Raw genomic sequence first — 25,286 nt, forward strand, 5'->3', positions numbered from 1 at the left:
GCGAAGGGGGTCAGCGGGGTGCGTGGGCGAGGGCGGTCAGCTGGTGGTGCCGGCGGCGTTCGGCCGCACGGGCGGCGCGGTCGCCGACCTGGGCGCAGCTGTCGCAGAAACTGACGCGGGCCAGGTGGCGGGCGGTGCGGCGGGCCCGGGCCGCGGAAAGCACGGTACGGAGGGCGCTGGTCACGACGACTCCTTGCTTCGATGCCTGTCGATACCCGGAGCTTGCCACCTGTATCGACGAGTGTCAACATAGACACATGTCGAAATCAGAGCCCGCCGAGCGTCCCGTCCTGGAGGACGGCGGCGCGGTGCCGTGCTGCGTCTCCCATCACCTGAGGAAGCTGCGCGAGGCCGGCCTGCCGACTTCGGAGCGGCGCGGCACCTGGGTCTACCACCAGGTCCCTCCGTCCGTGGTGGCGGCCATGTCCGCCCTGCTCGACCCGCGCGCCCGCCCACTGCCCCGAGGCGGGCCTGCCGTCAGCCGCCGCATCCGGGCGGGCAGCAGCGCAGCAGGTACTCCTGAGCGCGTCCAGGCGGCTCGCCATGGTGGCGCCGTCGGCGCGGTAGAACACCTGCTTGCCCTCCTCGCGGGAGAGAACCAGGCCGCCGCGGCGCAGCAGGCTGAGATGCTCGGACACGGTCGAGGGCTTGAGGCCGCATCGCTCGGCGATCTCCCCGACGGTCAGCTCGCGACCGCCCGCGAACTGCCGCATGACCTGCTGACACCCTGCGCGGCGTCGGGCGCGACGCCGCGCACGTCCTGTCCCGGCTCAGCCGCGCACGCTGAGGAAGCCGGGTCGGGCATGACACCGCGCCGTCCGGGTCGCGGGGTCAGGTCTCCAGCTGACGCGCGATCCGGTGGGCGGCGTCGCGGGCGGGGCGGCCGACGCCGATGAGGGTGGCGGAGGCCGGGCCGGTCCAGTCGCCGTAGCCGAGCAGGTGCAGGCGGGGCTCGCCGACCGCCCGGGTGCCGACCGTCGGGACACGGCCGTGCGGGCCGCGCAGGCCGAGCGGGGCGAGGTGGGCCAGGGCGGGCCGGAAGCCGGTACACCAGATGACGGCGTCCGCCTCGGTCCTGCTGCCGTCCGCCCACTGGAGGCCGGTGGTGGTGAGTCGGCTGAACATCGGCCGGGCTCGCAGGAGTCCGGCGTCGCGTGCGGCGCGGACGGGCGGGACGGCGACGACGTCCCCGAGTGAGGCGACCCCGCCCGTGTCGGCGCGGCCGGTGTCGAGGGCGCGGCGGCGGGCGGTGGCGACATCGAACAGAGCGCGGCCGTCGATGTCGTCCGGCAGGAAACGGGGCGGGCGCCGGGTCGCCCACGTGACCTCGACGCGGCCGTCGAGGGCCAGGTCGGCGGCGATCTGCGCGCCGGAGTTCCCGCCGCCGACCACGATCACGTGCTGCCCGGTGAAGTCGGCCGGACAGCGGTAGCCCACCGTGTGGAGCTGTCGCCCGGCGAACACCTCGCGGCCGGGGACAGCGGGAAGGAACGGCCGCGACCAGGTGCCGGTCGCACTGATCACCGCCCGGGCCCGGAAGGCACCGGTGTCCGCCTCGACCAGGAGCCGGTCGCCGTCGCGACGTACGGCGTTCACACGGGTGCCGTGCTGCACGGGCAGGCCGTAGCGCTTCTCGTAGTCGGAGAGATAGTCCACCACGTGCCCGGCGTCCGGGTAGGTCTCACCGGCCTGCACGGGCATGAGCCGACCGGGCAGCGAGGAGTGTTCCGCCGGGGAGAAGAGACGCAGCGAGTCCCACATGTGCTGCCAGGCCCCGCCCGGCGCCGGAGCGGCGTCGAGGATCGTGAAGTCCAGACCCTGGCGGCGCAGGTGATAGCCGGCGGCGATTCCCGCTTGGCCGCCGCCGACCACCACCACGTCCACGTACCGCGTCATGAACCCGGCTGCGCGGCCGTGAACTTCCGCCGCCAGGCCAGCGAGACGTACACCAGCGCCACGAGCACCGGGACCTCGATGAGCGGGCCGACCACGCCCGAGAGGGCCTGGCCGGAGGTGACGCCGAAGGTCGCGATGGCGACCGCGATGGCCAGCTCGAAGTTGTTGCCGGCGGCCGTGAAGGCGAGGGTGGCGGTGCGGTCGTAGGCGAGACCGATCGCCTTGCCGAGCGCGAAGGTGCCGAACCACATCACCGCGAAGTACACGAGCAGCGGCAGGGCGATGCGCGCCACGTCCAGCGGCTGCGAGGTGATGGTCCTGCCCTGCAGGGCGAAGAGGATGACGATCGTGAACAGCAGCCCGTACAGCGCCCACGGCCCGATCTTCGGCAGGAACTTCCGCTCGTAGCTCTCGCGGCCCATCTTCCGCTCGCCGATCCGGCGGGTCAGGAAGCCGGCCAGCAGCGGGACGCCCAGGAAGACGACCACGTTCGCCGCGATCTTCCACATGGAGATGTCCAGGTGCTCGCCGTCGCCGAGGCCCAGCCAGCCGGGCAGCAGGTCGAGGTAGAACCAGCCGAGCAGGCCGAACGCCATGACCTGGAAGACCGAGTTCAGCGCGACGAGGACGGCGGCGGCCTCGCGGTCGCCGCAGGCCAGGTCGTTCCAGATGATCACCATGGCGATGCAGCGGGCCAGACCGACGATGATCAGGCCGGTGCGGTACTCGGGCAGGTCCGGCAGGAAGATCCACGCCAGGGCGAACATCACCGCGGGGCCGAGGACCCAGTTGATGACCAGGGAGGAGATCATCAGTTTCCGGTCCCCGGTGACGGCGTCGAGCTTGTCGTAGCGGACCTTGGCGAGGACCGGGTACATCATGATCAGCAGACCGAGGGCGATCGGCAGCGAGATGCCTCCGATCTCCACCTTCGCCAGCGCGTCGTTCAGTCCGGGGATCACCCGCCCGAGCCCGAGGCCGACGGCCATGGCGATGAGGATCCACACGGCGAGGTAGCGGTCGAGCGTGGAGAGCTTGGCGACGACGGATGCTACCTGGGTCGTCGCGGGCGCTTCGGTGCGGGTCACGGGCAGGCCCTTTTGTTGTCGGCGGCGGCACGGGCTCGTTCGGCGAGGTCGGCGAACTGCCCGGCGAGCTGGGCGATGACGTCGGGGCGCAGCTTGTAGTAGGTGAAGCGTCCGCACGGCTCGGTCTCGACGACCCCGGCCTCGCGCAGGACTCTCAGGTGGTTGGAGAGGTTGGTCTGCTTGGCACCGGTCTCCTCGACGAGGTGGGTGGTGCACAGCGTCTCGCGGGCGAGCAGGGTCACGATCCGGAGCCTGAGCGGGTCGGCCAGCACCCGGATCAGGTCAGTGTCGACTGACGTCATCATGGGCTGATACTGTCACATCACCCGGTGCTGATACCAGCCGGGGATGACCCATGGCCCGTCGAAAGGGTCCTTCCATGTCCGCCGCTCCTGCCCCCGCCCTTCCCGCTGAGCGCCCGGCCGCCGGTGCGGCCCGGCTGCCCGCCCAGCACATCGGCCGCTTCGCGCCCGAGACCGCGCAGGGCCTGCCCACCGACTCCGGCCGGAGCCTGCCCGGCACCGCCGCGGTGACCACGCGCCTGGTCGTGGATCGAGCCGCACATCGCGCAGGCCTCACCGAGGCGGGCAGCGACACGGCCGACGCGTTCCCCCGGCCGCTGACCGACGAGGGCGTACAGGGCGGACATGATCCTCACATGGGCTGCGGTGACACCTGCCTCGCCGTGCCCGGCCGCCGCTCCCTGGACTGGCCCGTAGCCGACCCCGACGGCACCCCGATCGCGGTCGTCCGCCGGATCCGCGACGCCATCGACCGCCGCATCACCGACCCGCTCGCCGGTGCGCCGAGCACCTGATCCCCCGCACCCTCTGCCACTCACCTCGTGAAGGAAGAACGCATGTCCTCCGCTCCGCTCGCCTCCGTGCTGTTCGTCTGCGTGCACAACGCCGGCCGTTCGCAGATGGCCGCCGGTTTCCTCTCCCACCTCGCGGGCGACCGCGTCGAGGTCCGCTCCGCCGGTTCCGTCCCCGGCGACCGGGTGAACCCCGCCGCTGTCGAGGCGATGAAGGAAGTCGGCATCGACATCTCCGCCGCCAAGCCGAAGATCCTCACCACCGAGGCCGTCCAGGCGTCGGACTACGTCATCACGATGGGCTGCGGCGACGCCTGCCCGGTCTTCCCCGGCAAGAAGTACCTCGACTGGGCCCTCGAAGACCCCGCAGGCAAGGGCGTCGAGTCCGTACGCCCCATCCGCGACGAGATCAAGACCCGCATCGAGGCCCTGATCGCGGAGATCGACGCCAAGCAGGAGGCGTGAACCCCGTGACGGAGCCGCGCGACGTGCGCGAGGTCGTCATCATCGGCTCCGGCCCCGCCGGATACACCGCCGCCCTCTACACCGCCCGCGCCCAGCTCGAGCCCCTGCTGTTCGGCAGCTCCGTCTTCGTCGGCGGGTCACTCACGACGACGACCGAGGTGGAGAACTTCCCCGGCTTCCCCGACGGTGTCGACGGACCCGCCCTGATGGAGAACATGCGGGCGCAGGCCGAGAGGTTCGGCGCCGAAATGATCGACGACGACATCGTCTCCGTCGACCTGACCGGCGATGTCAAGGTCCTCACCGACTCGGCCGGCACCGTCCACCGCGCCCGGACGGTGATCGTCGCGACCGGCTCCGGCTACCGCAAGCTCGGCCTCCCGAAGGAAGAGGAGCTCTCGGGGCGGGGCGTGTCCTGGTGCGCGACCTGCGACGGATTCTTCTTCCGCGATCGCGACATCGTCGTGGTCGGCGGCGGCGACACCGCCATGGAGGAAGCCACCTTCCTCACCCGATTCGCGAGGTCGGTCACCGTCGTCCACCGCCGCTCCACCCTGCGCGCGTCGAAGGTCATGCAGGACCGGGCCTTCGCCGACGACAAGATCTCCTTCGTCCTCGACAGCGAGATCGCCGAGATCAAGGAGACCGACGGCGTGCTGGGCGGCGTCGTCCTGCGGGACGTCCTCACCGGTGCCACCCGCGACCTGGACGTCACCGGTCTGTTCATCGCCATCGGCCAGGATCCGCGCACCGAGCTCTTCACCGGCCGGCTCCACCTCGACGCCGAGGGCTACGTCACGGTGGCCTCCCCTTCGACGCGTACGAATCTTCCCGGCGTGTTCGCCGCCGGTGACGTCGTCGACCACACCTACCGCCAGGCCATCACCGCCGCGGGCACCGGTGCGGCCGCCGCCCTCGACGCCGAGCGGTACCTGGCGGCCCGCCCCGCGGCCCCGGCCGAGCCGGAACCCGTCGCGGCCCCGGTCTGACCGGCCTCAGAGGCGCGGGCCGACTCGGAACGTCCACCGGGGCGGCCCGCGCTGTGCCGATTCCGCGGCACCGGCAGCGCTTCGAGCAGTCCCGAAAGCCCCTTGAGGGGATGCCCGTTCCGCCCGGCGCCACGTGGCGCCAGCCGCCGCGTGTGCCGGACCGGCGGCAGAAGCCCATGGACCACGCGCTGGTGGTCGGCACCCGCGGCGCCACGGTCTCCGCCACACCGGGCCGACCTGGTGAGCGGACGCCGGCGTCCCCCTTGGGTCCCTGCCGGACCCGGCCGTCATCGCGCGCTGACCGGTCGGGCACGTTGATCCCCGGCTCGTCCTACTGGTCCGACTGGTCCGACTGGTCCGACTGGTCCCCCAAAACGGTCGAGGGGCCGTTTCGGATCTCTCCGAAACGGCCCCTCGATCTGCGACTTCGCAAAGTCGGGACGACAGGATTTGAACCTGCGACCCCTTGACCCCCAGTCAAGTGCGCTACCAAGCTGCGCCACGTCCCGTTGCCCGTCTGACCTGGAGTTTCCCCCGGCCCGGCGTGCATGAGAACAATACCGCACTCCGGGTGGTGATCACTAACCGCTTTGGCGAGGGGCGCGTGTCAGGGCGCGAGGGGCGCGCACAGGGGGCGTGCGAGATGTTCTGCGCGCCCCCTGGCGCCTCCGGGCGCTGGACTGGTCTTCGGCCATTGGTTAACGCTGCGGAAGTACTCGGTGACGGCTGGTGCGCTCGGGTGCCATGGCGGGCTCGGGGGCTGGTGGGGCCGGGGGCCGGAGGGGCGGGACCTCTCGCAGGGGCGTCGTCGCCCCTTCCTTGCCGCTGGCATGTGGCACACGAACGCACGGCGGGAATGCCTTCGGGGGGCTGGCCAGACGGCACGACACCATGCACAGTCCTCAACGAACGTCAACAAATCGCGTTTCAGACATTGTTCACGACCTTGTTGAACCGCTCCCGGGAGATCAACACCATGGGGTGTCTGCCTGCTCGGGACGGGACCACTACCGATGCACCACCTGCTCGAACAACCGCGCGGGCAGGCGTTTCGCAGAGGAGCGCTCGCATGGACGGCTACTTCGCCGGTCGGCCGCACCACCAACTGAGACAACAGGTGAGGGAGTTCGCCGAGGCCGAGGTCAGACCAAGGATTTCCGCCATGGAGGCGACCCGGTCCGTGCACCACGAGCTGTCCCGGCTCATAGCCCGCCAGGGCTGGCTGGGCGCGACGATCGGCACGGAGCTCGGCGGCATGGGCGTCGGCCACCTCGGCAAGACCATCATCATCGAGGAGCTGTCCCGGGTGAGCGCGGCGATGGGCGCCATGGTGCAGGCGTCCCAGCTGGGTGTCGCGAAGATCGTTCACTTCGGGAGCGACGAGCAGAAGAAGACGTGGCTGCCGCTCATAGCCGCCGGCGAGTGCCTGCCGACCATCGCCGTGACCGAGCCGGAGTCCGGCGGCCATGTCCTCGGCATGGCCGCCACCGCCGTGCGCGACGGCGACGACTACGTCCTCAACGGCCGCAAGGTGTTCGTCGGCAACAGCCATGTCGGCGATCTGCACGGCGTCGTCGTGCGCACCGGCCCAGGCTCGAAGGGACTCACCGCCTTCCTGGTGGAGGCCGACCGGCCGGGCCTGCGGGTCTGCGCCGAGAAGCCGACGATGGGACTGCACGGCTTCAGCTTCGGCGAGCTGCTCTTCGAGGGCTGTCGGGTCCCCGCCGCCAACCGGCTCGGCGAGGAGGGCGACGGGCTGGCCGTCGCGTACTCCTCCAGCGTGCTCTACGGGCGGGCCAACCTGACCGCCGTCTCCCTCGGCCTGCACCAGGCGATCCTGGAGGAGACCGCCCGCTTCTGCGAGGAGCGGCACCGGTACGGCGAGCCCCTGCACGCCCTGCCCTCGGTGAAGCTCAAGCTGGGCCAGCTCCAGTCGCGGCTGATGACGGCGCGTCTCACCGCGTATCACGCCGTGCACCTGCTGGACCAAGGGCTGCCCTGTGACGCCGAGTTGATGAACGCGAAGCTCGTCAACGTCGAATGGGCGATGGACTCGGCGCGCAACGCGATGGAGATTCACGCGGCCGCCGGGCTGTTCACGGACCGGCCGATCGAGCGGTATCTGCGGGACGCCCACCACATGTTCGCCCCGGCCGGGACCTCGGACGTCCAGCTGCTGCGGCTCGCGGAGGTGGCGCTCGGCACGGCGAAGGGGCAGTGGTCCGAGCGGCTCACCGATGCCGTGCGGAGGGAACCCGTCCCGTGAGACGCGGCGTCCCCGAGGGGGCGTACGAACACCCTCGGGGACGGCGGGACGGAATGGACGCGACGCGGCCCGGGCGTCAGATGCGGCCGTCCTCCCGGCGGTGGATCTGCTCCACCAGCTCCGCCGCGAGCGACTTGATCGTCTCCAGCCCCGCCCGGCCCCACGGCCGCGGCTCGGTGTCCACGACGCAGATCGTGCCGAGGGTCGTGCCCGTGCGGTCGATGAGCGGCGCGCCCAGGTACGAGCGGATGCCGATCTCGTCCACGACCGGGTTCCCGGCGAACCGCGGGTAGTCGCACACGTCCTCCAGGACCAGGGCCTTGCGGCGCACCACCACGTGCGGGCAGTAGCCGTGGTCGCGGGCCATGTAGCGGCTGACGGTGCCGTGGGCGGCGAGGTCCGCGCCGGAGTGGGTGCCCGAGTGCGTGCCCGTCGGGGTGTGCAGGCCCGCGAAGAACTGCCGGTTCTCGTCGATGAAGTTGACCATCGAGTACGGCGCGCCGGTCACCTCGGCGAGCCGGTCGGCGAACGCGTCGAACGCGGGGTCGGGGCGCTCCCCCAGGCCCAGCTCGCGCAGCCGCCGCACTCGGGCGGGCGCCTCCTGGTCGACGGGCGTGAGGAGGAGGTGTCCGGTCGGGTCGTAGGTCATGCGGGTGCTCCGTAGCTCGGCGCCGGTGCCGGGGCCGGGTTGGTGGCCAGCAGGTGCTGGACCAGGGTGACGAGGGTCTCGATACCGGAGACGGCGATCCGGGCGTCGCACAGCACGACCGGTACCTCCGGCCGGAGGTCGATGGCGGCGCGTACCTCCTCGGGGTCGTAGCGGTAGGCGCCGTCGAACTCGTTGACGGCGACGACGAAGCGGATGCCGCGGCGCTCGAAGAAGTCCACGGCCGAGAACGAGTCCTGGAGGCGGCGCGTGTCGGCGAGGACGACCGCGCCGAGCGCCCCCTCGGACAGCTCGTCCCACATGAACCAGAAGCGCTCCTGTCCGGGGGTGCCGAACAGGTACAGCACATGGCGCGGGTCGAGGGTGAGGCGGCCGAAGTCCATCGCGACGGTGGTGGTGGTCTTCGACTCGATGCCGTCCAGCCGGTCGGTGGCGGCGCTCACCTGGGTGAGCACCTCCTCCGTGCTGAGCGGGTCGATCTCGCTCACCGCGCCGACGAAGGTGGTCTTGCCGACGCCGAAGCCCCCCGCGACGAGGATCTTCAGGGCGGTCGGGAACACGTCCTCGGTCTCGGCCCCGCGTTCAGAGCCGTCGTCGTAGGCCATCGAGCACTGCCTCCAGCAGGGAACGGTCGGTCGTGTCGTGGTGGCGGCGGGGCGCCCGCGCGGTCAGCGCGCCGCAGTCCACCAGGTCGGAGAGCAGGACCTTGGTGACGACCGCGGGTAACCGCAGGTGCGCGGCGATCTCCGCGACCGATGTCGGCCCGTCGCACAGGCGGAGCGCCGTCGTGTGCTCTGGGCCGAGCGGCGCCGGAGGCGGCGCCCCCGTAGCCATGACGAGCGACAGCAGGTCGAGGGCGGCGGTCGGCCGGGTGCGGCCGCCGCTCACGGTGTACGGGCGGATGAGGCGGCCGGCCGCGTCGTCGAGCCACGGCCTGTCCTGTCGGTACGGCACGGCTCAGCGCCCCGGGGTGCCGGGGGCGGCGGTCGCGTGCCTGGCCGGGGTGACCAGGTACGGCCGTACGCTCTTGACCAGCATCGTCATCTCGTACCCGAGGACGGCGGCGTCCGTCTCGCGGCCCGCGACGACGGCGAGGCAGGTGCCGGAGCCGGCGGTGGAGACGAACAGCAGCGTGTTGTCGAGCTCCACGACGACCTGGCGGACCTCGTCACCGTCGCCGAAGCGGGCCCCGGCGCTGCGGCCGAGCGAATGGAGCCCGGAGGCGAGGGCCGCCATGTGGTCGGCGCTGTCCGGGTCGAGGCCGTGCACCGATTTCACCAGGCCGTCCGAGGAGAGCAGAACCGCGCTGCGGGTGTACGGGACCCGCTGGACCAGGCCCGCGAGGAGCCAGTCGAGGTCGGGGGCGTGGCCGCCGGGCACATCGCTCACCATGGTGCATCTACTCCTTGTGCGCTTCGTCGTGTCGCTGCGGTTCGGCGGGGCCGAGGGGCGGGGCGGTCCGGGCCCGTACCGGGGTTCCGGCCCGGTCCCGTGACGCGTCCGGCACCGGGAGCGGCGCCGGGGACGGCAGGGCGTGGGGCGTCGCGGCCTGGGGGGCCGCGGGGGGCGGGGACGACGGCGGCATGGACTCCGCCAGGCCGATGCCGCGCTGGAACGCCGCCATCAGCCCCGGGTCGTGCAGGGGGACGTCGTCGTGGCGGCGCCGTACCGGCTCGTCGCGCAACTGCGGCACGAGGTGCTCCTGGGCGCGCCGCTTCGGCAGCCGGGGGCGCCCGTCCTGGCCGGGCACCGGGGCCGGGGCGTCCCCCTCGGCGGGCGGCGACTGTGCCTGGGCGGGCTGCGGGGCGGGCTGCGCCGGGGCCTGGGCGGCCGGTGGTGCGGGGACTTCCGGTGCGTGCCGGGGCAGTTGGGCGGGCAGGTGCGGCGCGGCCGGGGGGTTCGCGGCCGGTTCCGGGTGGCCGCCGGCCGAGTGCGGGGGTACGGGGCCGGGCGACGCGGCGGGCTGGGGCTGGGGCGGCGCGGCGTCGGGCCGGACGGGCTCGGGCCCCGCGTGGTCCTGGCGGGCGGCCGGTTCCGGCAGCGGCGCGCGGTCCCCGTGGCCGGGGCGGTGCCGCGCCGGTTCGGTGGCGTACCGGCCCTGGCCGCCCTGCGCCGGGTCCTGGTGCGCCGCGCTTGCGCCTTCGGGCCCGTGCGGCGAGTGGGGCTGCCGGTCGGGGCGTTCACCGCCGCGTACGGGGAGGGGCGCGGGCTGCGGCCCGGCCGCACGCGCCGGGGCCGCGTGGCGTGGCTGGCGCGGCAGGCGGTCGCCCCCGTCCGCCGCGACCGGTGCCCGTACGGGGTCGTGGGCGTCGTGGGCCTGGTGGGCGTCGTACGGGGCGGGGATCGCCGCCCGCGCGGCACCGGAGGGCATGGCACCGGCCGGCAGGGCGTCGGCCGCCACGGACGTGCCGGGCGCGGTTCGCGCCGCGTCGCCGGACGTGCCGGTTTGCGGGCGGCCGGCCTGGTGCGGGTTGGCCGGGTCGGCGCCCAGGAGCTCCTGCGGGACGACCAGGACGGCCTGCACCCCGCCGTAGATGTTGGACTGGAGCCGTACGGCGATGCCGTGCCTGCGGGCCAGGGCCGAGACGACGTACAGGCCGATCCGGCCGTCCTGGAGCAGGTGCGCCACGTTGACCTGGTCCGGGTCGCAGAGCAGGGCGTTCATCTTCTCCTGCTCGGCGACGGGCATGCCCAGGCCGCGGTCCTCCACCTCGACGGCGAGCCCGGCCGTGACGTACTGGGCGCGCAGCAAAACCGTCGTGTGCGGGGCGGAGTACAGCGTGGCGTTCTCGACGAGTTCGGCGAGGAGGTGGATGACGTCGGCGACGGCGTGGCCGCGCAGGGTGCCGTCGATCGGCGGGACCAGTTTGACGCGCGGGTACTGCTCGACCTCGGCGATGGAGGAGCGCAGCACCTCGGTCATGCTGACCGGGTTGGACCACTGGCGGCGGGCGATGGCGCCGCCGAGCACGGCGAGGTTCTCGGCGTGGCGGCGGATGCGGGTCGCCAGGTGATCGACGTGGAAGAGGCCCTTGAGCAGCTCGGGGTCCTCGACGGCGTTCTCCAGCTCGTCCAGCAGCTGGATCTCGCGGTGGACGAGGGACTGGAGGCGGCGGGCGAGGTTGACGAAGACCTCGACCTTCTGTTCGTTGCGGAGGCTGCTGGAGAGCTGGGACGCCTGGACGACGGCCGCGACGGCGGCGTCCTGGGCGCGGCCGAGCTCATGGGCGAGCAGGTCGAGGTCGTCGCCCGTGGGCCCGGGTGGCGGGATCTGCCGGGCCGGTGGCCGCTCGCCCCTGCGCAACTGCTCGACGACGCCGCGCAGTTCGTTCTGTGCGTGCGCGGTGGTGCGGCGCAGGTCGTTGCAGCGGTCCAGTACGGAGCGGGCGGCGCGGTCGGCGTCGAGCCAGGCGGCGGTCACGGCGGCCACCGCGAGGGCGGCGGCGCAGCCGAGGACCGTCCAGAGCGCGGCGGTCGGCCGGGCTCCGGTGGAGTACAGGGTGAACACGACCGCTCCGGCGCCGCCGAGCGCGGCCACGGCGGCCGGCGGCACGGCGGCGCGCAGGAGTCGGGGTCGTATGCGGGCGTCCGGCGGGGGCGTCGCGGGCTTCGGCCTGCCGTGCTGCGCCAGGGGGCGGGCGCCTGACCGGCCGTGCCGCCCGCCGCCCTCTCGGCGGTCGGGCCGCGCGGCGGGTGCGCGAAGTGGAGACATCAGTGTCCTTGGTACGTGGGTCCCAGGGAATCGGCGTGTTTCGGCGCCAAACGGGCGTGGGGCATCGGATGGCGGAGGTCGGGCCGCTCGTCCGATGAGCCCACCGTTGATCACCGGCCACACACGGTAGTCGCCCACGGTTCATGTGCGGTGGGCTGTCGTCAAACTTGCCCGTAGAGCGTCCCGCTCTGGTATGAGGGGTCGCACGGCCGCCCGATATCACCGACGGTCCGGGGACCGGCCAGGCGGTGGGCAACGGGCGGCGGGGCGCCATGCGGAACCCCGCGGCGGTCGGCGGCCGAAGGGGTGAGCGCGGCGGTGAGGTGCGCCGTCCGGCCGCGTCGGAGCCGGTCAGGCTCGGTACGGGAAGCCGCCGACATGCCGTCGGGGCGGCCCGTGCTTACGGTGAGCGGGAGTACGCCGCCGCGGAGAGGAGCCGTGCCATGCCGGTCGTCGAGAGCCCGCTGCGCGGACGGACCGCGGTCGTCACGGGAGCGGCACGCGGACTCGGAGCCGCGATGGCGCGGGAGCTGTCCGTCCGGGGAGCGCGGGTGGCGCTGCTCGGGCGCGAGGAACGGACACTGGCGCGGGTCAGGGACTTGCTCCCGGGCGAGTGCGCGTGCTGGGAGGTCGATGTCACGGACGACGCCGGCCTGGCGCGGTCCGCCGAGGAGATCCGGGCGCGGTTCGGTCCTCCCTCCGTGGTGGTCGCCAACGCGGGCGTGGCCGAGGGCGGCCCGTTCGCCGAGTCCGACCCCGCGGTGTGGCGCAGGGTGATCGAGGTGAACCTCGTGGGCAGTGCGGCGACCGCCCGTACGTTCATCGGCGACCTGTTCGAGACGTCCGGCTTCTTCCTCCAGGTGGCGTCGCTCGCCTCCATCGGCGCGGCGCCGATGATGAGCGCGTACTGCGCCTCGAAGGCAGGCGTCGAGTCGTTCGCTCAGGCGCTGCGGGCCGAGGTCGCCCACCGGCGGGTGGGAGTCGGTATCGCCTACATCAACTGGACGGACACCGACATGATCCGCGACGCGGACCAGTACACGGTGCTGCGCGAACTCCGCGGCCACATGCCACCGCCGGCACGCCGGGTGTACCCCGTCGGGTACGTGGCCGACCGGCTGGTCACCGCGATCGAGCGGCGCCGCCCGTCGGTCTACGTACCCCGCTGGCTGCGGTCGGCGCAGCTGGTGCGCGCCGCGATGCCCGCGGTGGTGACGATGGTGTCCCGGCGGGAGCTGCCGCGTATCGAGGCCGCCCGGCCGTTCGAGGCGACCGGACTGCTCGGCGCCGGTGGCCAAGCCGATCAGACCGTCTTTCCGGGCGGTGGCTGACCGCGTGCCGCACCCGGAACGCGCTGGTCGGAGGTGGTGGGCGGCCTCCCGTGACGGGCGCGCGGTCATGTGGGTGATGTGCGTCCGTTCCGCGCGACACGGCCGGAGTGATCGTGTGGAGGGCCCCGCCCGGTGCCACGGGGCGGGGCAACCCGGTCGTGAGGGGCAGGCGTTTCGACCCTCGGGGCACCTACGGGTACGGCGGTGGGTGCCCGAGCTTCGCGGCGTGGCGACGGCTTCGTGCGCGAACCGTGGCGCCTTCCGGCGGGCCGGCGGGCCCGCGTCGGCCACCCCGGGCCGCTGGTCGCGCTCTCCGACGGGCTGGCGCGCTTCCGGCGCGCACGCGGCCGCGACTGACCCCTCGGGCGGCCTCGCGGCCCTCCGCGCACCGGAGGCGACACACCGCCAGGACAGTGCCTCACTGGTCCGATGGCGTGACAGTCATCCGGAGCGCCCGCGGACGGGGCAGGAATCACCGCATCCGTCCGAGCGCAGCCGTCCGAAGCGCTGATGTGCAGGTGACCGGCAGGGAGAAGGGGTTGTGCATGCTGGGACCGTGGCCCACCGCGGCCGAACCGGTCAGGCCGGCCGGCCGTCCGCTCACAGCCCGCGACGTGGCACGGGCCGTGGAGACGGAGCTCCGGCGCGTCCTCGACGAGAATCTGCGCCGGACCCGGGACACGGACCGGGTGTTCGCGCGTGAGGTCGCCGAACGTGTGGGGGCGCTGGTCCTGCGCGGCGGGAAGCGGCTGCGCACGGCGTTCGCGTGGTGCGGGTGGCGGGCCGCCGGCGGATCAGGGTGTGCGGCACCGGTCCTGAGGACGGGTGCCGCGCTCGAACTCGTCCAGGCGTGCGCCCTCGTCCACGACGACGTGATGGATGGATCACCGCTGCGGCGCGGCGGACCGGCCGTGCACGTGGAGTTCGCCCGTCTGCACAAGGCCGCGCGCATGGTCGGCCCGGCCGAGGCGTTCGCGACCTCCGCGGCCGTGCTCGCCGGAGACCTGGCACTGGCCTGGGCGGACGACCTGCTGACCGAGACGGCTCTCCGCTCGCCGCACGGCCCCCGGCTGTACCGCGAGTGGCAGGCGATGCGCGGGGAGATGGTCGCCGGTCAGTACCGGGACATCCGCGCGCAGGCGACCGGCGCGTCCGGTGTCGCGGACGCGGTGGTGGTCGCCACGCTGAAGAGCGCCCTGTACACCGTCGAGCGGCCCCTGGCGCTGGGCGCGTCCCTGGCCGGGGCGGACGCCCCCGTCCTGGACGCGCTGCGTTCCGCCGGGCGGAGTGCCGGTCTGGCCTTCCAGCTCCGCGACGATCTCCTCGGCACCTTCGGAGACCCGGCGCTGACGGGCAAACCGGCCGACGAGGACCTGCGTACGCGAAAGCCCACCTACCTGTTCGCCGTCGGGCGCGGGCTCGCCGAGGCCTGTGGTGACCGGGAGGCGGCGAACCTGCTCGCCCCACGTGGGCCGTCCGTGTCCGACGACGACGTGCAGCGGACACGTGCGGCGCTGGAGCGCACCGGGGCGCGGGCGGTCGTCGAGTCGAAGATCGCGGAGCTGGCCGCGGCGAGCCTGCGGCACTTCGACCGGACCGGCGCGGAACCGTCCGTCCGACGGGAGTTCTCGGCACTCGTCGAACGGGCTTGCGGGGCCGGGGCCGGGTGTGCCGGGGAGGCGGCGTGAGGACGGTACCGGGGCCGACGGATCACGTGGTCGTGGTGGGCGCCGGGCTCTCCGGGCTCGCGTGCGCGCTGCATCTGCTGGGTGCCGGCCGCCGGGTGACCGTGGTCGAACGCGACAGCGGGCCGGGGGGCCGGGCGGGCCGCGTCAGCGTGGCCGGCTACGAGATCGACACCGGGCCCACCGTCCTGACCATGCCGCACCTGGCCGACGAGGCGTTCGCCGCGGTGGGCGACAGCCTCGCCCGGCACGTCACGCTGACGGCCCTCCACCCCGCCTACCGGGCGTGGTTCGCGGACGGCAGCTCACTGGACGTGCACACCGAAGGCGACGCGATGGAGGCCGAGGTCAGGCGGTTCGCCGGGCCGGCCGAGGCGGCCGGCTACCGGGAGCTGCGGCAGTGGCTGGAGCGGCTGTACCGGGCCCAGATGCGCCGGTTCATCGACACGAACTTCGACTCGCCCTTCCAGCTGCTGCACCCGGACCTGGCCCGTCTGGCGGCACTGGGCGGTTTCGGCCGACTGGACCGGCGCATCGGCCGCTTCCTCACCGACCCGCGCCTGCGCAGGGTCTTCTCCTTCCAGGCCCTGTACGCGGGGGTCGCCCCCGCGAGGGCCCTGGCGGCGTACGCGGTGATCGCCTACATGGACACCGTGGCCGGCGTCTGGTTTCCCCGTGGCGGTATGCACGCGCTGCCCCGCGGGATGGCGGAAGCGGCGGCGGGGGCGGGCGCCGACTTCCGCTGGTCGGCCGAGGCGACCGCGCTGGAGCGCTCGGGAGGCCGGGTCCGTGCCGTACGGCTGGCGTCGGGCGAGCGGATCGCGTGTGACGCCGTGGTGCTGACCTGCGAGCTGCCCGCGGCGCACCGCCTCCTGGGGCGTGCCCCGAACCGTCCGGTGCGGCTTCGGCACTCGCCGTCCGCCGTCATCCTGCACGCCGGTACCGACCGCACCTGGCCCGGCCTCGCCCACCACACCCTCTCCTTCGGCGCGGCCTGGGAGCGGACCTTCGACGAACTGACCCGCGCGGGGCGCCTGATGAGTGACCCGTCCCTCCTGATCACCCGGCCGACCACGCACGATCCCGGTCTGGCCCCGCCCGGCAGGCACCTGCACTACGTCCTCGCCCCCTGCCCGAACACGGATGTGGGCCCCTCCGGCCCGCAGTGGCGTGATCTGGGCCCGCGCTACCGCGACGGCCTCGTCGCCGAGCTGGAGCGGCGGGGGCTCGACGGATTCGGGGACAGCGTCGAGGAGGAGCTGCTGGTGACGCCGCTCGACTGGGAGGGGCAGGGGCACGCGGCCGGCGGCCCCTTCTCGGTGGCGCACACATTCGCCCAGACCGGCCCGTTCCGCCCGCGCAATCTGGTGCGCGGGGTGGAGAACGTCGTGCTGGCGGGCTGCGGCACCACGCCCGGCGTCGGGGTGCCGACGGTGCTCATCAGCGGCAAGCTCGCCGCCGCCCGCGTCACCGGCGCGGCACCCCGCCGCGCGCGGCCCCGTCCCGTGCGGCGCGGGGCCGCCGGGCCCGTCGTACCGGTCGTGGAAGGCGTCCATGAGCCGTCGTGAACTGGACGCCGCGGGCATCACCGACCCGGCCCTGCGCGCCGCCTACTCCGAGTGCCGACTGCTCAACGCCCGCCACGGCAAGAGCTACTTCCTGGCCACCCGGCTGATGCCGGTGGAACGCCGGTCCGCCGTGCACGCGCTGTACGGTTTCGCCCGCTGGGCGGACGACATCGTGGACGACCTGGACCGGCGCCTGACACCCGGCGAGCGCGACCGGCTGCTGCGGCGCCTGGAGAGCGACCTCGCCCGGGGGCTGCGCACCGGCGAGAGCGACGAGCCGGTGGTCCGGGCCGTCGCCGACACCGCCGAGCGGTACGCCGTCGAGCACAAACTGTTCGCGGACTTCCTGGCATCGATGCGCAGCGACCTGCACGTCACGGACTACCCGACCTACGCCGACCTGCGGGCCTACATGCACGGCTCGGCCGCGGTGATCGGCCTGCAGATGCTGCCCGTCCTCGGCACCGTCGTCCCGCGGGAGGAGGCGGCCCCGCACGCGGCGGCGCTCGGCGTGGCGTTCCAGCTCACCAACTTCCTGCGGGACGTGGGCGAGGACCTGGACCGGGGGCGCGTCTATCTTCCGGCGGACCTGCTCGCCGCCCACGGCGTGGACCGGCCGCTGCTGGAGTGGAGCCGCCGCACGGGCCGCACCGACCCGCGCATCCGCGCGGCCCTCGTCGCGGCGGAAGCCCTGACCCGAGCGGTGTACCGGACCGCGGAGCCGGGCATCGGCATGCTCGACCCGCGCACCCGCCCGTGCATCCGCGCCGCGTTCACCCTCTACGGCGCCATCCTCGACGCGATCGCGGACCAGGGGTACACGGTGCTGCACCGCCGTGCTGTGGTGTCCCGTCGGCGCCGCGCGGCCACGGCCGCCGCCGGAGTCGTACAGCTCGCACGGGCTCACCGGCGTGCCCGTACCGGACCGAGCGCCACCCGCACGAGCGGCGGAGCCCTCCAGCGGAAAGGACCCGTCAGGTGAGTGACCGAGCGGACCGCACCAGGTGGACCCCGCCCCTGCGGCGGCGCCCCCGGCGGGACTGGGCGACGCAGGCGCCGACGTGGCGGGAGGCGCGCCCCGCTCTGATCGCCGACGCGCTCAAGCGGGCCTCGGCACGTCCTTCCGGCAACTGGTACGTCGTCGGCGCGTCCCGCGAGGTGCGGACCGACGGTGGACCTGTCGGCAGGACGGCGGGCGGTGTCGAGGTCGTGCTGTGGCGGTCGGGGTCCGGCGAGCTGCACGCGGGCCCCGGCGCCTGCCCGCACCTGGGGGCTCCCCTGCGGGACGGCCGGGTGGTGTGCGGGACGCTGGTGTGCCACTGGCACGGACTGGCGCTGGACGGCGGCTCCTTCGCCGGGTGGGACCCGTATCCGGTGCACGATGACGGGGTCCTCGTGTGGGTCCGGCTCGACGCGGTCGGCGGGGAGGAGCCGTCGGAGCGTCCGGTGGTGCCGGCGCGTCCACGAGCCGGCAGCGGGGTGGACGCCGTCTTCACCGCCATCGGGCGGTGCGAGCCCGAGGACGTGATCGCCAACCGGCTCGACCCGTGGCACGGCTCGTGGTTCCACCCGTACTCGTTCGTGGACCTGACGGTGGCCCGGCCACCCCGCGGGGAGGAGGACGACGTCTTCGTCGTGGATGTCTCCTTCCGGGTGACCGGTCGTCTGGTGGTCCCGGTGCGGGCGGAGTTCACCGCCCCGGAGCCCCGCACGGTCGTCATGCGCATCACCGAGGGGGAAGGCAGCACGTCAGTGGTGGAGACGCATGCCACGCCCGTGACCGGCAAGTCGGCGCTGCGGCCCCGGACCGCCGTCGTCGAAGCGGTCGTCGCCGCCTCGGACCGGCGTGGGTTCGCGCTGGCGCGAGCCGCTGCGCCCGTGCTGCGCCCGTTGATGCGTCGAGCGGCCGGCCGGCTGTGGCGCGACGACCTGGCGTACGCGGAGCGGCGCTGGGAGCTGCGCAACACGGGCCGGTTCCCGGGATAGGCGCTCCGGCGGCACGGCGGGACGAAGCCGTACGCGGCGTACGCCCCCGCGGCGTACGGTCCGTCCGGTACGGGCGCTGCCCCTGCCGCACCGCCGTGCCGTCGTCCCACCGGCACGGCGGTGCGCGCGAACCCGGCGTTCAGCGGCGGCCGAACCCGGCGAGCGCCCGCAGGGCGGCTGAGCGGCCTGCTCGCGGCACCGTCCACAGCACCTGTCCGCGGACGCCCCGGTTCGCGAGCAGGGCCCCGGCCGCCAGGAACCCGGTGGTGGCGGCGCGTTCCATCAGGGCCACCGGCAGGTCGCAGCGGATCGCGTCACCGGCCAGCATCACGTTCGGGTGGGGCGTCCGTACAGCGGGCCGCCGCGCGGAGGAGCCGACGGGGAAGGACGGGCAGTCCGCGCGCCACTCGTGCCGGGCGTCCACGATCCGCGCCTCGCGGGTCTCCGGGTAGACGCGGCGCAGTGCGCCGAGGAGCCGGTCCTGCACGTCCTTGGGCTCCTCCCCGGCGGCCACGGCGTAGGCGTGCAGTTCCACCACGGAGCCGCCCGTCCTGGTGGCCCAGCGCGCGGCCTCCCCCTCGTAGCGGTCGAGGACGCTGACGTTGTCGAGGCCGTCGTAGCCGCTGGTGCCGAGGAACCCGGGGCGGTCGACGCGGACGGGCCGGTCGAGCCACAGCCGGGAGACGAGGAACGGCGGGGCGGTCGTCAGGGCGGCGATGTCGTCCCGCCAGGCCGGGGTGCCGAGGGCCGGGGACGCGGCGACCACCGCGCGCAGCGCTCCCGGGTCGAGGGCGAGGACAGCGGCGTCGTGGCCGTCCACGGCGTCGTCGGTCCGCACCCGCACAAGCCCGTCGCCTTCGGGGCGGACCTCGCGCACGGGCGTGCCGGTGCGGATGTCCGCCCCGAGGCGCTGGAGGTAGTCGCCGAGCGGCTCCCACAGGGCCTGCGGGAAGGGCTCGTCCGGCACGTCGAAGAGCAGGCCCTCGGCGGAGCCGAGGAAGTAGACGTGGAACATCAGGATCAGTTCGGCGGCGGACAGTTCGCGGGGGTCGGCGAAGAAGCTGCGCGAGAACACCTCGAAGGCCAGGTGGTGCGCTGCTTCGGGAAAGCGGACCTGTTCCAGGAACGCCGTCGCGCTCATGTCGTCGAAACGGTCATAGACCTCGGGTACGCGGACGTCGAGGAGCGGCAGCGCCGCACGGGCGTCCATGCGGGCGAGGTCGCGCCGGCCGAAGGTCGGGCTGAGGGCGACGAAGCCGAGCGCGCTGAGCGGTGGGGTGCGCGGGACGCGGGCGAAGCTGTCGGTCAGCCCGCCGCTGTGCCGCAGCGGGTAGTCCGGCAGCGGGCGGAGGCGGTCGAGCCCGGGATCGGTCCTCCGCAGCAGTCCGCGCAGGTTGTAGTACTGGCGGAAGAAGGCGTGGAAGCCGCGGCTCATGGTCACCGGGGAGCCGTCGGCCAGGCGGGTCCGCCACCCGGCGAGACGTCCGCCGAGCGTCGCCTCCCGTTCGTAGAGGGTGACGCGGGCGCCGCGTTCGGCGAGCAGGGTGGCCGCGGCCAGCCCGGCGATCCCGCCGCCGGCCACGGCGACGCCGGGTGCGTCGCCGGGCGTGAAGCGATCCCGGCCGGGCGGGGGCATGATGACCTCCGCCTTGCGGTCGCGGCCCCGCCGGGCCGTCCGCCGGGAGGCGCTCACCGGGCGCCCTCCCCGTCCGTGGCGGCATCGCGGCGCGCCGGGACGGGGTGGACGACGCCGGTCTGCGGGCCGGCCGCGGGAACGGCACGTACGCCGGTGAGCCCCACGTCGGCCGGGCGCGCGGTGAAGGCGGGGACGGTGTCGAAGTCGAGGACGCTTCGCCACAGGTGCCGGTAGAGGGCGCGGTCACCAGTGAGTGTGCCCGCGGGGAGGATCACGCCGCGGCAGACGGCCGGCCGCAGGGCGCGGTGGACGGGTCGGCCGCTGAGGCTGTACTCGTGGACGGCGAGACGGCCGCCCGGTCGCGGCAGCGAGCGGACGACGCGGAGGACGCGGTCCGGGTCGGTGACGTCGCGGAAGGGGTAGGCGGCGAACACCGTGTCGTACGGCCCCTCCCCCGCCGTCGCCGCCCGCTCGGCGGTCGAGTGCCGGAAGCCCACGTCGCGGGGCCACCGCTTGACCGGTGCGCGCCGCAGCCTCCCCGCCGAGGCGTCGATGGCGGTGGTCCGGGCGCGCGGCGCGGCCCGCAGGAGGGTCTCGGTGGAGGCGCCGGTACCGCAACCGGGGTCCAGGACATGGAGCCGTGCCCCGTCGCGGGGCAGCCGGAGGCGGCGCGCCGAGCGGAGGAGGCCGGCGCGGTGGCCGGGGTTGGGGGCGGTGAGGCGGTCGCGGGTGTGCGCGGCGTGGTCGAAGGCGCGTGCCAGGTCGTGGTCGCGCAGCAGCGTCATCGGGGCTTCTCTCCGGTGGGTGGGCCTGCGGATGCCGGGCGGCGGGGCAGGAAGGGCAGTTCGAGGGCGGTGCGGAGCATGGGGCCGACGGGGGTGCTCAGGCCGATGCCCCACTCCTCCGCGGGGGAGGTGGCGCCGTCGAGGAAGCGCAGCAGCCGCTCCGGCGGTACGCGGCGGAACAGGCTCGTGAAGAAGTCCGGGCCGTCGATCCGCCCGGTGTCCAGGGCCCGCAGCAGGACGGCGTCCATGGCGAGCGCCCGCCTGCCGTGGGGCGGGGGCACGACCGCGCGGCCGGCGCGCAGGGCGGCGGCGATGGCCCGGCTCTGCCGCTGCACGGTGGCGAAGGTGTACCCGGTCGCCGGGCGGGTGGCGCCGCCCGCGGTCCCGATCCGGAACACGCAGGGTCCCGTACGGCGGGGGAAACGCGCGTCGGTCATGGGGATGACGCCCTGTTCCGCCGACTCGACGGTGAACGGGCCGAGCCGCAGGACGTCGTGGCAGTAGCCGGTCAGCGCGGCCTCGTACGCCTCTGTGGTCAGCGCGGTCCGGGAGAACTCGGTGTACTCGACGAGCGCCCGATCCGGTGCCAGGGGCAGGACGTAGCCGAAGGCGAGCCCGTGACGCGGTTGCGGCACCCGGAAGTCCATCAGGTCGGCGACCGAGGGGTCGAACCGGTGCGTACCGGTGCGCACGAACCAGCCGCGGAAGTGTTGCAGCAGCCTGGTCCGGGCGGGAGGCGGGGTGCGTACCGGACGGGAGTCGAAGACATGGCGCGTGCGGAGAGCCAGCGTCCGGCCGTCGGGGTCCGTGCAACGCACCTCCGCTCCGTCGGCCGTGTGGCGCACCGTGTCCGCCGTCGCACGCACGACGTGTACGTTCGGGGAGCGGGCGAGCCGGGAGCGCACCAGCCGTTCGAAGTCCGTGGACCTGAGCATGCGGTACGTCAGCGGCGACGGGTCCACGGTGGTCGCGCGGCCGTCGGTGCCGTGGACGCGCAGCAGCGGCCAGGAGGCGCTGACCGCTTCGTCGAGGTGGCCGGTGCCGCGGTCCCAGTAGCACCAGGTCCGTTCCGGGGGCCGCAGCGGCCCGTCAGGGGGCTCCACGAGCGTGACCGTGGGGGACGCGGACTGCGCCAGGAGGTGCGCGAGGCTGAGTCCGGCCGCACCCGCGCCGATGATCACCACGTCACGGACCGGACCGGGCGCGGGGTGGTCCCGGCTCACCTGGCGCGCCGCTCGACGAGGGGCGTCCCGTCCGGAGCGGTGCGCAGCAGTTCCGCGTCCGCCTCCATCGCGTCGGCGACGGCCGCCACCACGCGGTGCGGGTCCCCTCCCGCCGGCATCGGCGGGGCCGTGCCCGCGACGGGACGGTCGGCGAAACCGGTGTCGAGGTGTCCGGGCCTGATGTCCAGAACGCGGATGCCGGCGCTTCGTGCCTCGCGGCGCACGGCGAGCAGCCAAGCACTCAGCGCGGCCTTGGAGGCGCAGTAGTCGGCCATCCCGGCCTGCGGGCGCTCCGCGACGACGCCGGTGAAGGCGGCGATGAGCGAACCGGGCCCCATGACGGTGAGCGCGGCGCGGAAGAAGGCGGCGGGCGCGAGGGTGTTGACGGCCGACAGGTGCTCGGCGATCTCGTCGCCGACTTCCGCCGCCCGGCCGAAGGCCACCGAGCCGAAGGCGGTCACGGTGGCGTCGAGCCCGCCCAGCGCCGTCGCCGCGTGGTGCACGGCGCGGGCGCACGAGGCCGGGTCGTACGCGTCGAAAACGGCGATCGGGGCACCCGGGTACGCCCTGGCCGCCCGGGCGAGGCGGTCCGGGTCGCGTCCGGCGAGCGCCGGTCGCGCCCCCCGGACGGCCAGTTCGGCGGTGAGGGCACCGCCGAGGACGCCGGTGGCACCGGCCACCAGCACGCGTGCGCCGTCGAGTCTCACTGTCCGCTCCCGGTCTCGGGGGTGGTCGCCTTCACAGGTGGGGCACTTGTCTCCATGATGTGTTCCGGGCGTCGGCCGCCCGCGGACGCGGCTCGCGCGACGCGGCCGACCGTCACCCGGACGCCAGGTCGGCGAGGACCTCCCGGCGGCGCGGGTGCCCGAGGCCGGCGCGCCCCGGACGCTGCCGGTCGCGCGGTGGTCCCCGCAGACGCATCCGCCCGCCGCGACACGGATGGTGCGGCTCAGGGGCCACGGCGGCACCATGGCGGGCAGGGCATCCTCGACGGTGTACGCGGCGACCTGCTGCCAGCCGCTCGTGTCGGTGCCGTACAGCTCGGCCAGGCGCCGCGACACCGCCTGGGCCCCTCCCGGCCGGCCCGTGCCGAGCACGGAGGTGGAGGCCGACGCGGTGCCCGGCGGGGCGCACGTGGGTGCTGTCCCGGTGAGCACACAGGTGTTCAGGACGGGCGGAGCCTCCACCACCAGTGTGGGTTCGGTCATCGGCAAGCGCGCCGCGGCGTGGTGGCAGGTGGCTACGGTCCGCCGTCCGGGACGGCCCGTCCTGGCGGCAGTCGCGCCGCGGCCGCCGCCGGCTCCGTCGCCACCACGACGGCGCGGGCGGGCAGTTCCCGCCGTCCGCCTGGAACACCCCGTCGGCGGTGAGCGCGGCGACCGGCGTCACCGGCCGCAGGAAGCCGTCGGGGAGAAAGTCCGCGAGCTGGGCGGGCACGGCGCCCGCTCCGTCGGCGGACGGAGACTTGTGAGGGGCTCCTGCTGCTTGTCCGCGGGCTGGCCGTGTAGTGGTACCGGCAGCGGTCGGTGAGGCACGCCGAGCGGGAGGACCGAGCAGGCCCCAGGACATCACCGCCGCGCGGGGGCGCGTGCGTGCACGTCCACGGGCTCGGTTTCCCCCTGGTGGCGCGTCTCTTCGGCCGTCTCGGCGGCACCGGTCTCCGTGGTGGCGCCGCGGGTGCTGAGCCGCCCGCCGCTGGACTGCGACGCGCCCGCGTGTCGCCCTCCCCATGGGTGACCGGACGGCCTGCGGCCTCGCCCGGCGTCACCGCGCTCGCGCCGGGTTCAGACCACCGGGCGGGCCTCGTCCGGCGCCCGTTCCGCCTCCTTCGGGGGACGCCCCGGATGGACTGCCGGGCGGGCGACGGTACGCCACCAAGGGGTGTCGGGCACGGTGGCCGTGGTGGGTTCGAACGGCTCGCCGGGGCGGGGCAGGGCGATGCGCGAGCCGGTTTCGGCGGCGGCGGTCACGGTGCCCTCGCCGGGCTCCTCCCAGGGGTGCGGCGCCAGGTTGAACGTGGCCCAGTGGATGGGCAGCATCACGCCCGAGGGGGCGCCGCCCTGGAGGTCGAGGTGGGCGCGCATGCCCTCGGCGGGGGTCATGTGGATGTCGGGCCAGAAGTCCGAGTACGCACCGATCTGGATCATGGTCGTGTCGAACGGGCCGTGCTCCGCGCCGATGTGGCGGAACCCGGGGAAGTACCCGGTGTCGCCGCTGTGGTAGACGCGGTGCTCGGGGCCCGCGACGGCCCAGGACGCCCAGAGCGTGTGCTGCTGGTTGCGCAGCCCGCGGCCGCAGAAGTGGCGGGCCGGGGTGGCGGTGAGCCGTATGTCCCGGACCTCGGCGGTCTCGTTCCAGTCCAGCTCCCGGATGCGGGAGGCGGGCACGCCCCAGTGCTCCAGGTGGGCGCCGACGCCGAGCGGGACGGCGAACAGCGTGTCCGTACCGGCGAGGGCGCGGATGGTGGGCAGGTCGAGGTGGTCGTAGTGGTCGTGGGAGATCACGACGGCATCGACCGGGCCGAGCGCGGTGAGCGGCAGCGGGACCGGGTGCAGCCGCTTGGGGCCCGCGAAGGAGAAGGGGGAGCAGCGGTCGCCCCACACCGGGTCGAACAGGACCCGCGCGCCGTCGATCTCGGCGAGCACGCTGGAGTGGCCCATCCAGGTGACGCGCAGCCCGGAGGCCGGGGGCCGGGCCAGGTCGGCCGCGGTGAGCGGATGGAGCGGTACGGGGCGGGCGGGGGCGCGGCGGACGCGCTGCTCCTTGGCGAAGTACGTCCTCGCGAACTCCGCGGCCGAGCCGGAGGGGCGGTGGCGGGTGGCACCCGGGTTGCGGAAGGCGCCGTCCGCGAAGTTCGGCGAGCGGCGGATGCGGTCCAGTCTCTCGCCGGTGGCGTCCGCGCCGAAGGCGGGGGGGCGCAGGGAGCGGAGCCGGGTTCGCAGGCGCCCTCGGGCGTCGTCGCCGGTCACAGCACCTCCAGTGGGCTCGGGTCCCTCCATTATGAGCGGACGGTACGACAACGCCCCCGCCCCGCCTTCGGTTCCCGCGCCCCGGTTCCCCCGCAGGCCACGCCCCTGTGCCTTGCCTGCGGGCCGCCTCCGCTGCGCCCACCCGTTCCGCCGTGCGGAACTCCTGCCCGCGGCGGGGCGGGCCCGCGGGGCGGAGGGGAGGTCCG

Annotated in this window: 23 protein-coding genes, 1 tRNA gene and 3 pseudogenes; 10 read left to right on the top strand and 17 right to left on the bottom strand. The window is 74.3% G+C overall.

Annotated elements, in window-relative coordinates; genetic code table 11:
* Nucleotides 1-10 precede the first annotated feature (10 nt).
* The gene (locus J116_RS30050; RefSeq protein ID WP_023590954.1) at nt 11-184 is read right to left on the bottom strand and encodes a hypothetical protein; all 174 of its coding nucleotides are present in this window, start codon (nt 182-184) and stop codon (nt 11-13) included.
* 133 nt (nt 185-317) lie between these two features.
* Here J116_RS30050 and J116_RS30670 point away from each other — a divergent pair.
* Nucleotides 318-446 (top strand): annotated as a pseudogene (locus J116_RS30670) (helix-turn-helix domain-containing protein); the annotation flags it as partial.
* 156 nt (nt 447-602) lie between these two features.
* On the opposite strand, the pseudogene J116_RS30675 reads toward J116_RS30670, so the two are convergent.
* The 4 genes and pseudogenes from J116_RS30675 to J116_RS02420 all read right to left on the bottom strand — a co-directional run.
* A pseudogene (locus J116_RS30675) lies at nt 603-713 on the bottom strand (ArsR/SmtB family transcription factor); the annotation flags it as partial.
* A 118-nt stretch (nt 714-831) separates the two neighbouring features.
* Nucleotides 832-1,896, bottom strand: a complete 1,065-nt coding sequence (locus tag J116_RS02410) for an ArsO family NAD(P)H-dependent flavin-containing monooxygenase (protein WP_028964742.1) — start codon at nt 1,894-1,896, stop codon at nt 832-834.
* A complete protein-coding gene (gene arsB / locus J116_RS02415) occupies nt 1,893-2,984 on the bottom strand; it encodes an ACR3 family arsenite efflux transporter (protein WP_023590953.1) in 1,092 nt (363 codons plus the stop codon). Before arsB ends, J116_RS02410 begins: the two co-directional genes overlap by 4 nt.
* Nucleotides 2,981-3,289, bottom strand: coding sequence for an ArsR/SmtB family transcription factor (locus J116_RS02420; RefSeq protein ID WP_023590952.1), 309 nt, complete (start codon nt 3,287-3,289; stop codon nt 2,981-2,983). Before J116_RS02420 ends, arsB begins: the two co-directional genes overlap by 4 nt.
* Nucleotides 3,290-3,363: 74 nt before the next feature.
* On the opposite strand from J116_RS02420, the gene J116_RS02425 reads away from it, so the two are divergent.
* Genes J116_RS02425 through trxB form a run of 3 tightly spaced genes read left to right on the top strand, consistent with a single transcriptional unit; the run spans nt 3,364 to nt 5,252 of the window.
* Nucleotides 3,364-3,801, top strand: coding sequence for a hypothetical protein (locus tag J116_RS02425; protein ID WP_023590951.1), 438 nt, complete (start codon nt 3,364-3,366; stop codon nt 3,799-3,801).
* Nucleotides 3,802-3,843: 42 nt separating this feature from the next.
* Nucleotides 3,844-4,263, top strand: a complete 420-nt coding sequence (locus J116_RS02430; protein WP_023590950.1) for an arsenate reductase ArsC — start codon at nt 3,844-3,846, stop codon at nt 4,261-4,263.
* Nucleotides 4,264-4,268: 5 nt separating this feature from the next.
* A complete protein-coding gene (gene trxB / locus J116_RS02435) occupies nt 4,269-5,252 on the top strand; it encodes a thioredoxin-disulfide reductase (protein ID WP_028964741.1) in 984 nt (327 codons plus the stop codon).
* Between the two features lie 435 nt (nt 5,253-5,687).
* On the opposite strand, the gene J116_RS02440 is transcribed toward trxB, so the two are convergent.
* Nucleotides 5,688-5,761, bottom strand: a tRNA-Pro gene (locus J116_RS02440).
* A gap of 560 nt (nt 5,762-6,321) precedes the next feature.
* On the opposite strand from J116_RS02440, the gene J116_RS02445 reads away from it, so the two are divergent.
* Nucleotides 6,322-7,518, top strand: coding sequence for an acyl-CoA dehydrogenase family protein (locus J116_RS02445; RefSeq protein ID WP_028964740.1), 1,197 nt, complete (start codon nt 6,322-6,324; stop codon nt 7,516-7,518).
* A 76-nt stretch (nt 7,519-7,594) separates the two neighbouring features.
* On the opposite strand, the gene J116_RS02450 is transcribed toward J116_RS02445, so the two are convergent.
* From J116_RS02450 to J116_RS29345, 5 genes are read right to left on the bottom strand one after another with little or no spacing between them, the layout of a single operon-like run.
* The gene (locus J116_RS02450) at nt 7,595-8,167 is read right to left on the bottom strand and encodes a GAF domain-containing protein (RefSeq protein WP_023590947.1); all 573 of its coding nucleotides are present in this window, start codon (nt 8,165-8,167) and stop codon (nt 7,595-7,597) included.
* Nucleotides 8,164-8,790 carry a GTP-binding protein gene (locus tag J116_RS02455; protein WP_023590946.1) on the bottom strand — a complete coding sequence of 209 codons (627 nt, stop codon included), beginning with the start codon at nt 8,788-8,790 and terminating at the stop codon, nt 8,164-8,166. The genes J116_RS02450 and J116_RS02455 overlap by 4 nt, the downstream gene beginning before the upstream one ends.
* On the bottom strand, nt 8,768-9,139 hold the full coding sequence (locus tag J116_RS02460; protein ID WP_023590945.1) for a DUF742 domain-containing protein: 372 nt from the start codon (nt 9,137-9,139) through the stop codon (nt 8,768-8,770). Before J116_RS02460 ends, J116_RS02455 begins: the two co-directional genes overlap by 23 nt.
* Before the next feature lie 3 nt (nt 9,140-9,142).
* Nucleotides 9,143-9,577, bottom strand: a complete 435-nt coding sequence (locus J116_RS02465; RefSeq protein WP_023590944.1) for a roadblock/LC7 domain-containing protein — start codon at nt 9,575-9,577, stop codon at nt 9,143-9,145.
* 7 nt (nt 9,578-9,584) lie between these two features.
* Nucleotides 9,585-11,897, bottom strand: coding sequence for an ATP-binding protein (locus J116_RS29345; protein ID WP_023590943.1), 2,313 nt, complete (start codon nt 11,895-11,897; stop codon nt 9,585-9,587).
* A 443-nt stretch (nt 11,898-12,340) separates the two neighbouring features.
* Between J116_RS29345 and J116_RS02475 the strand changes: the two genes are divergently transcribed.
* The 5 genes from J116_RS02475 to J116_RS02495 all read left to right on the top strand — a co-directional run bounded on the left by J116_RS02475 (nt 12,341) and on the right by J116_RS02495 (nt 18,467).
* Nucleotides 12,341-13,228 carry an SDR family oxidoreductase gene (locus tag J116_RS02475; RefSeq protein ID WP_023590942.1) on the top strand — a complete coding sequence of 296 codons (888 nt, stop codon included), beginning with the start codon at nt 12,341-12,343 and terminating at the stop codon, nt 13,226-13,228.
* A 545-nt stretch (nt 13,229-13,773) separates the two neighbouring features.
* Nucleotides 13,774-14,916: a polyprenyl synthetase family protein gene (locus J116_RS02480; protein ID WP_023590940.1), complete on the top strand. Its 1,143-nt coding sequence runs from the start codon at nt 13,774-13,776 to the stop codon at nt 14,914-14,916.
* On the top strand, nt 14,913-16,481 hold the full coding sequence (gene crtI, locus J116_RS02485; RefSeq protein ID WP_028964739.1) for a phytoene desaturase family protein: 1,569 nt from the start codon (nt 14,913-14,915) through the stop codon (nt 16,479-16,481). The genes J116_RS02480 and crtI overlap by 4 nt, the downstream gene beginning before the upstream one ends.
* Nucleotides 16,468-17,463, top strand: a complete 996-nt coding sequence (locus J116_RS02490) for a phytoene/squalene synthase family protein (RefSeq protein WP_023590938.1) — start codon at nt 16,468-16,470, stop codon at nt 17,461-17,463. Before crtI ends, J116_RS02490 begins: the two co-directional genes overlap by 14 nt.
* On the top strand, nt 17,460-18,467 hold the full coding sequence (locus J116_RS02495; RefSeq protein ID WP_023590937.1) for a DUF5914 domain-containing protein: 1,008 nt from the start codon (nt 17,460-17,462) through the stop codon (nt 18,465-18,467). Before J116_RS02490 ends, J116_RS02495 begins: the two co-directional genes overlap by 4 nt.
* Nucleotides 18,468-18,606: 139 nt before the next feature.
* On the opposite strand, the gene J116_RS02500 is transcribed toward J116_RS02495, so the two are convergent.
* From J116_RS02500 to J116_RS02520, 6 genes and pseudogenes are all read right to left on the bottom strand, one after another.
* Nucleotides 18,607-20,103 (bottom strand): NAD(P)/FAD-dependent oxidoreductase, encoded by a 1,497-nt coding sequence (locus J116_RS02500; RefSeq protein WP_099048202.1) that lies wholly within the window; start codon nt 20,101-20,103, stop codon nt 18,607-18,609.
* A 53-nt stretch (nt 20,104-20,156) separates the two neighbouring features.
* Nucleotides 20,157-20,888, bottom strand: coding sequence for a class I SAM-dependent methyltransferase (locus J116_RS02505; RefSeq protein ID WP_023590935.1), 732 nt, complete (start codon nt 20,886-20,888; stop codon nt 20,157-20,159).
* Nucleotides 20,885-22,111, bottom strand: coding sequence for a lycopene cyclase family protein (locus J116_RS02510; RefSeq protein ID WP_023590934.1), 1,227 nt, complete (start codon nt 22,109-22,111; stop codon nt 20,885-20,887). Before J116_RS02510 ends, J116_RS02505 begins: the two co-directional genes overlap by 4 nt.
* A complete protein-coding gene (locus J116_RS02515; RefSeq protein WP_028964738.1) occupies nt 22,108-22,818 on the bottom strand; it encodes an SDR family NAD(P)-dependent oxidoreductase in 711 nt (236 codons plus the stop codon). Before J116_RS02515 ends, J116_RS02510 begins: the two co-directional genes overlap by 4 nt.
* Nucleotides 22,819-22,930: 112 nt before the next feature.
* Nucleotides 22,931-23,566: pseudogene (locus tag J116_RS30685) on the bottom strand (FAD-dependent oxidoreductase); the annotation flags it as partial.
* A gap of 329 nt (nt 23,567-23,895) precedes the next feature.
* Entirely contained in the window at nt 23,896-25,080 is a 1,185-nt protein-coding gene (locus J116_RS02520) for an MBL fold metallo-hydrolase (RefSeq protein WP_023590932.1), read from the bottom strand.
* Nucleotides 25,081-25,286 lie beyond the last annotated feature (206 nt).

This window comes from Streptomyces thermolilacinus SPC6, from assembly GCF_000478605.2.
In the GTDB taxonomy this organism is placed as follows: Bacteria; Actinomycetota; Actinomycetes; order Streptomycetales; family Streptomycetaceae; genus Streptomyces; species Streptomyces thermolilacinus.

What these genes read in the sequence shown, in the direction of transcription:
- J116_RS02410 (WP_028964742.1), bottom strand. Translation starts at nt 1,896, where the DNA reads ATGACGCGGTACGTGGACGTGGTGGTGGTCGGCGGCGGCCAAGCGGGA.
- J116_RS02420 (WP_023590952.1), bottom strand. Translation starts at nt 3,289, where the DNA reads ATGATGACGTCAGTCGACACTGACCTGATCCGGGTGCTGGCCGACCCG.
- J116_RS02425 (WP_023590951.1), top strand. Translation starts at nt 3,364, where the DNA reads ATGTCCGCCGCTCCTGCCCCCGCCCTTCCCGCTGAGCGCCCGGCCGCC.
- J116_RS02430 (WP_023590950.1), top strand. Translation starts at nt 3,844, where the DNA reads ATGTCCTCCGCTCCGCTCGCCTCCGTGCTGTTCGTCTGCGTGCACAAC.
- J116_RS02445 (WP_028964740.1), top strand. Translation starts at nt 6,322, where the DNA reads ATGGACGGCTACTTCGCCGGTCGGCCGCACCACCAACTGAGACAACAG.
- J116_RS02450 (WP_023590947.1), bottom strand. Translation starts at nt 8,167, where the DNA reads ATGACCTACGACCCGACCGGACACCTCCTCCTCACGCCCGTCGACCAG.
- J116_RS02455 (WP_023590946.1), bottom strand. Translation starts at nt 8,790, where the DNA reads ATGGCCTACGACGACGGCTCTGAACGCGGGGCCGAGACCGAGGACGTG.
- J116_RS02465 (WP_023590944.1), bottom strand. Translation starts at nt 9,577, where the DNA reads ATGGTGAGCGATGTGCCCGGCGGCCACGCCCCCGACCTCGACTGGCTC.
- J116_RS29345 (WP_023590943.1), bottom strand. Translation starts at nt 11,897, where the DNA reads ATGTCTCCACTTCGCGCACCCGCCGCGCGGCCCGACCGCCGAGAGGGC.
- J116_RS02475 (WP_023590942.1), top strand. Translation starts at nt 12,341, where the DNA reads ATGCCGGTCGTCGAGAGCCCGCTGCGCGGACGGACCGCGGTCGTCACG.
- J116_RS02480 (WP_023590940.1), top strand. Translation starts at nt 13,774, where the DNA reads ATGCTGGGACCGTGGCCCACCGCGGCCGAACCGGTCAGGCCGGCCGGC.
- J116_RS02490 (WP_023590938.1), top strand. Translation starts at nt 16,468, where the DNA reads ATGAGCCGTCGTGAACTGGACGCCGCGGGCATCACCGACCCGGCCCTG.
- J116_RS02500 (WP_099048202.1), bottom strand. Translation starts at nt 20,103, where the DNA reads ATGCCCCCGCCCGGCCGGGATCGCTTCACGCCCGGCGACGCACCCGGC.
- J116_RS02505 (WP_023590935.1), bottom strand. Translation starts at nt 20,888, where the DNA reads ATGACGCTGCTGCGCGACCACGACCTGGCACGCGCCTTCGACCACGCC.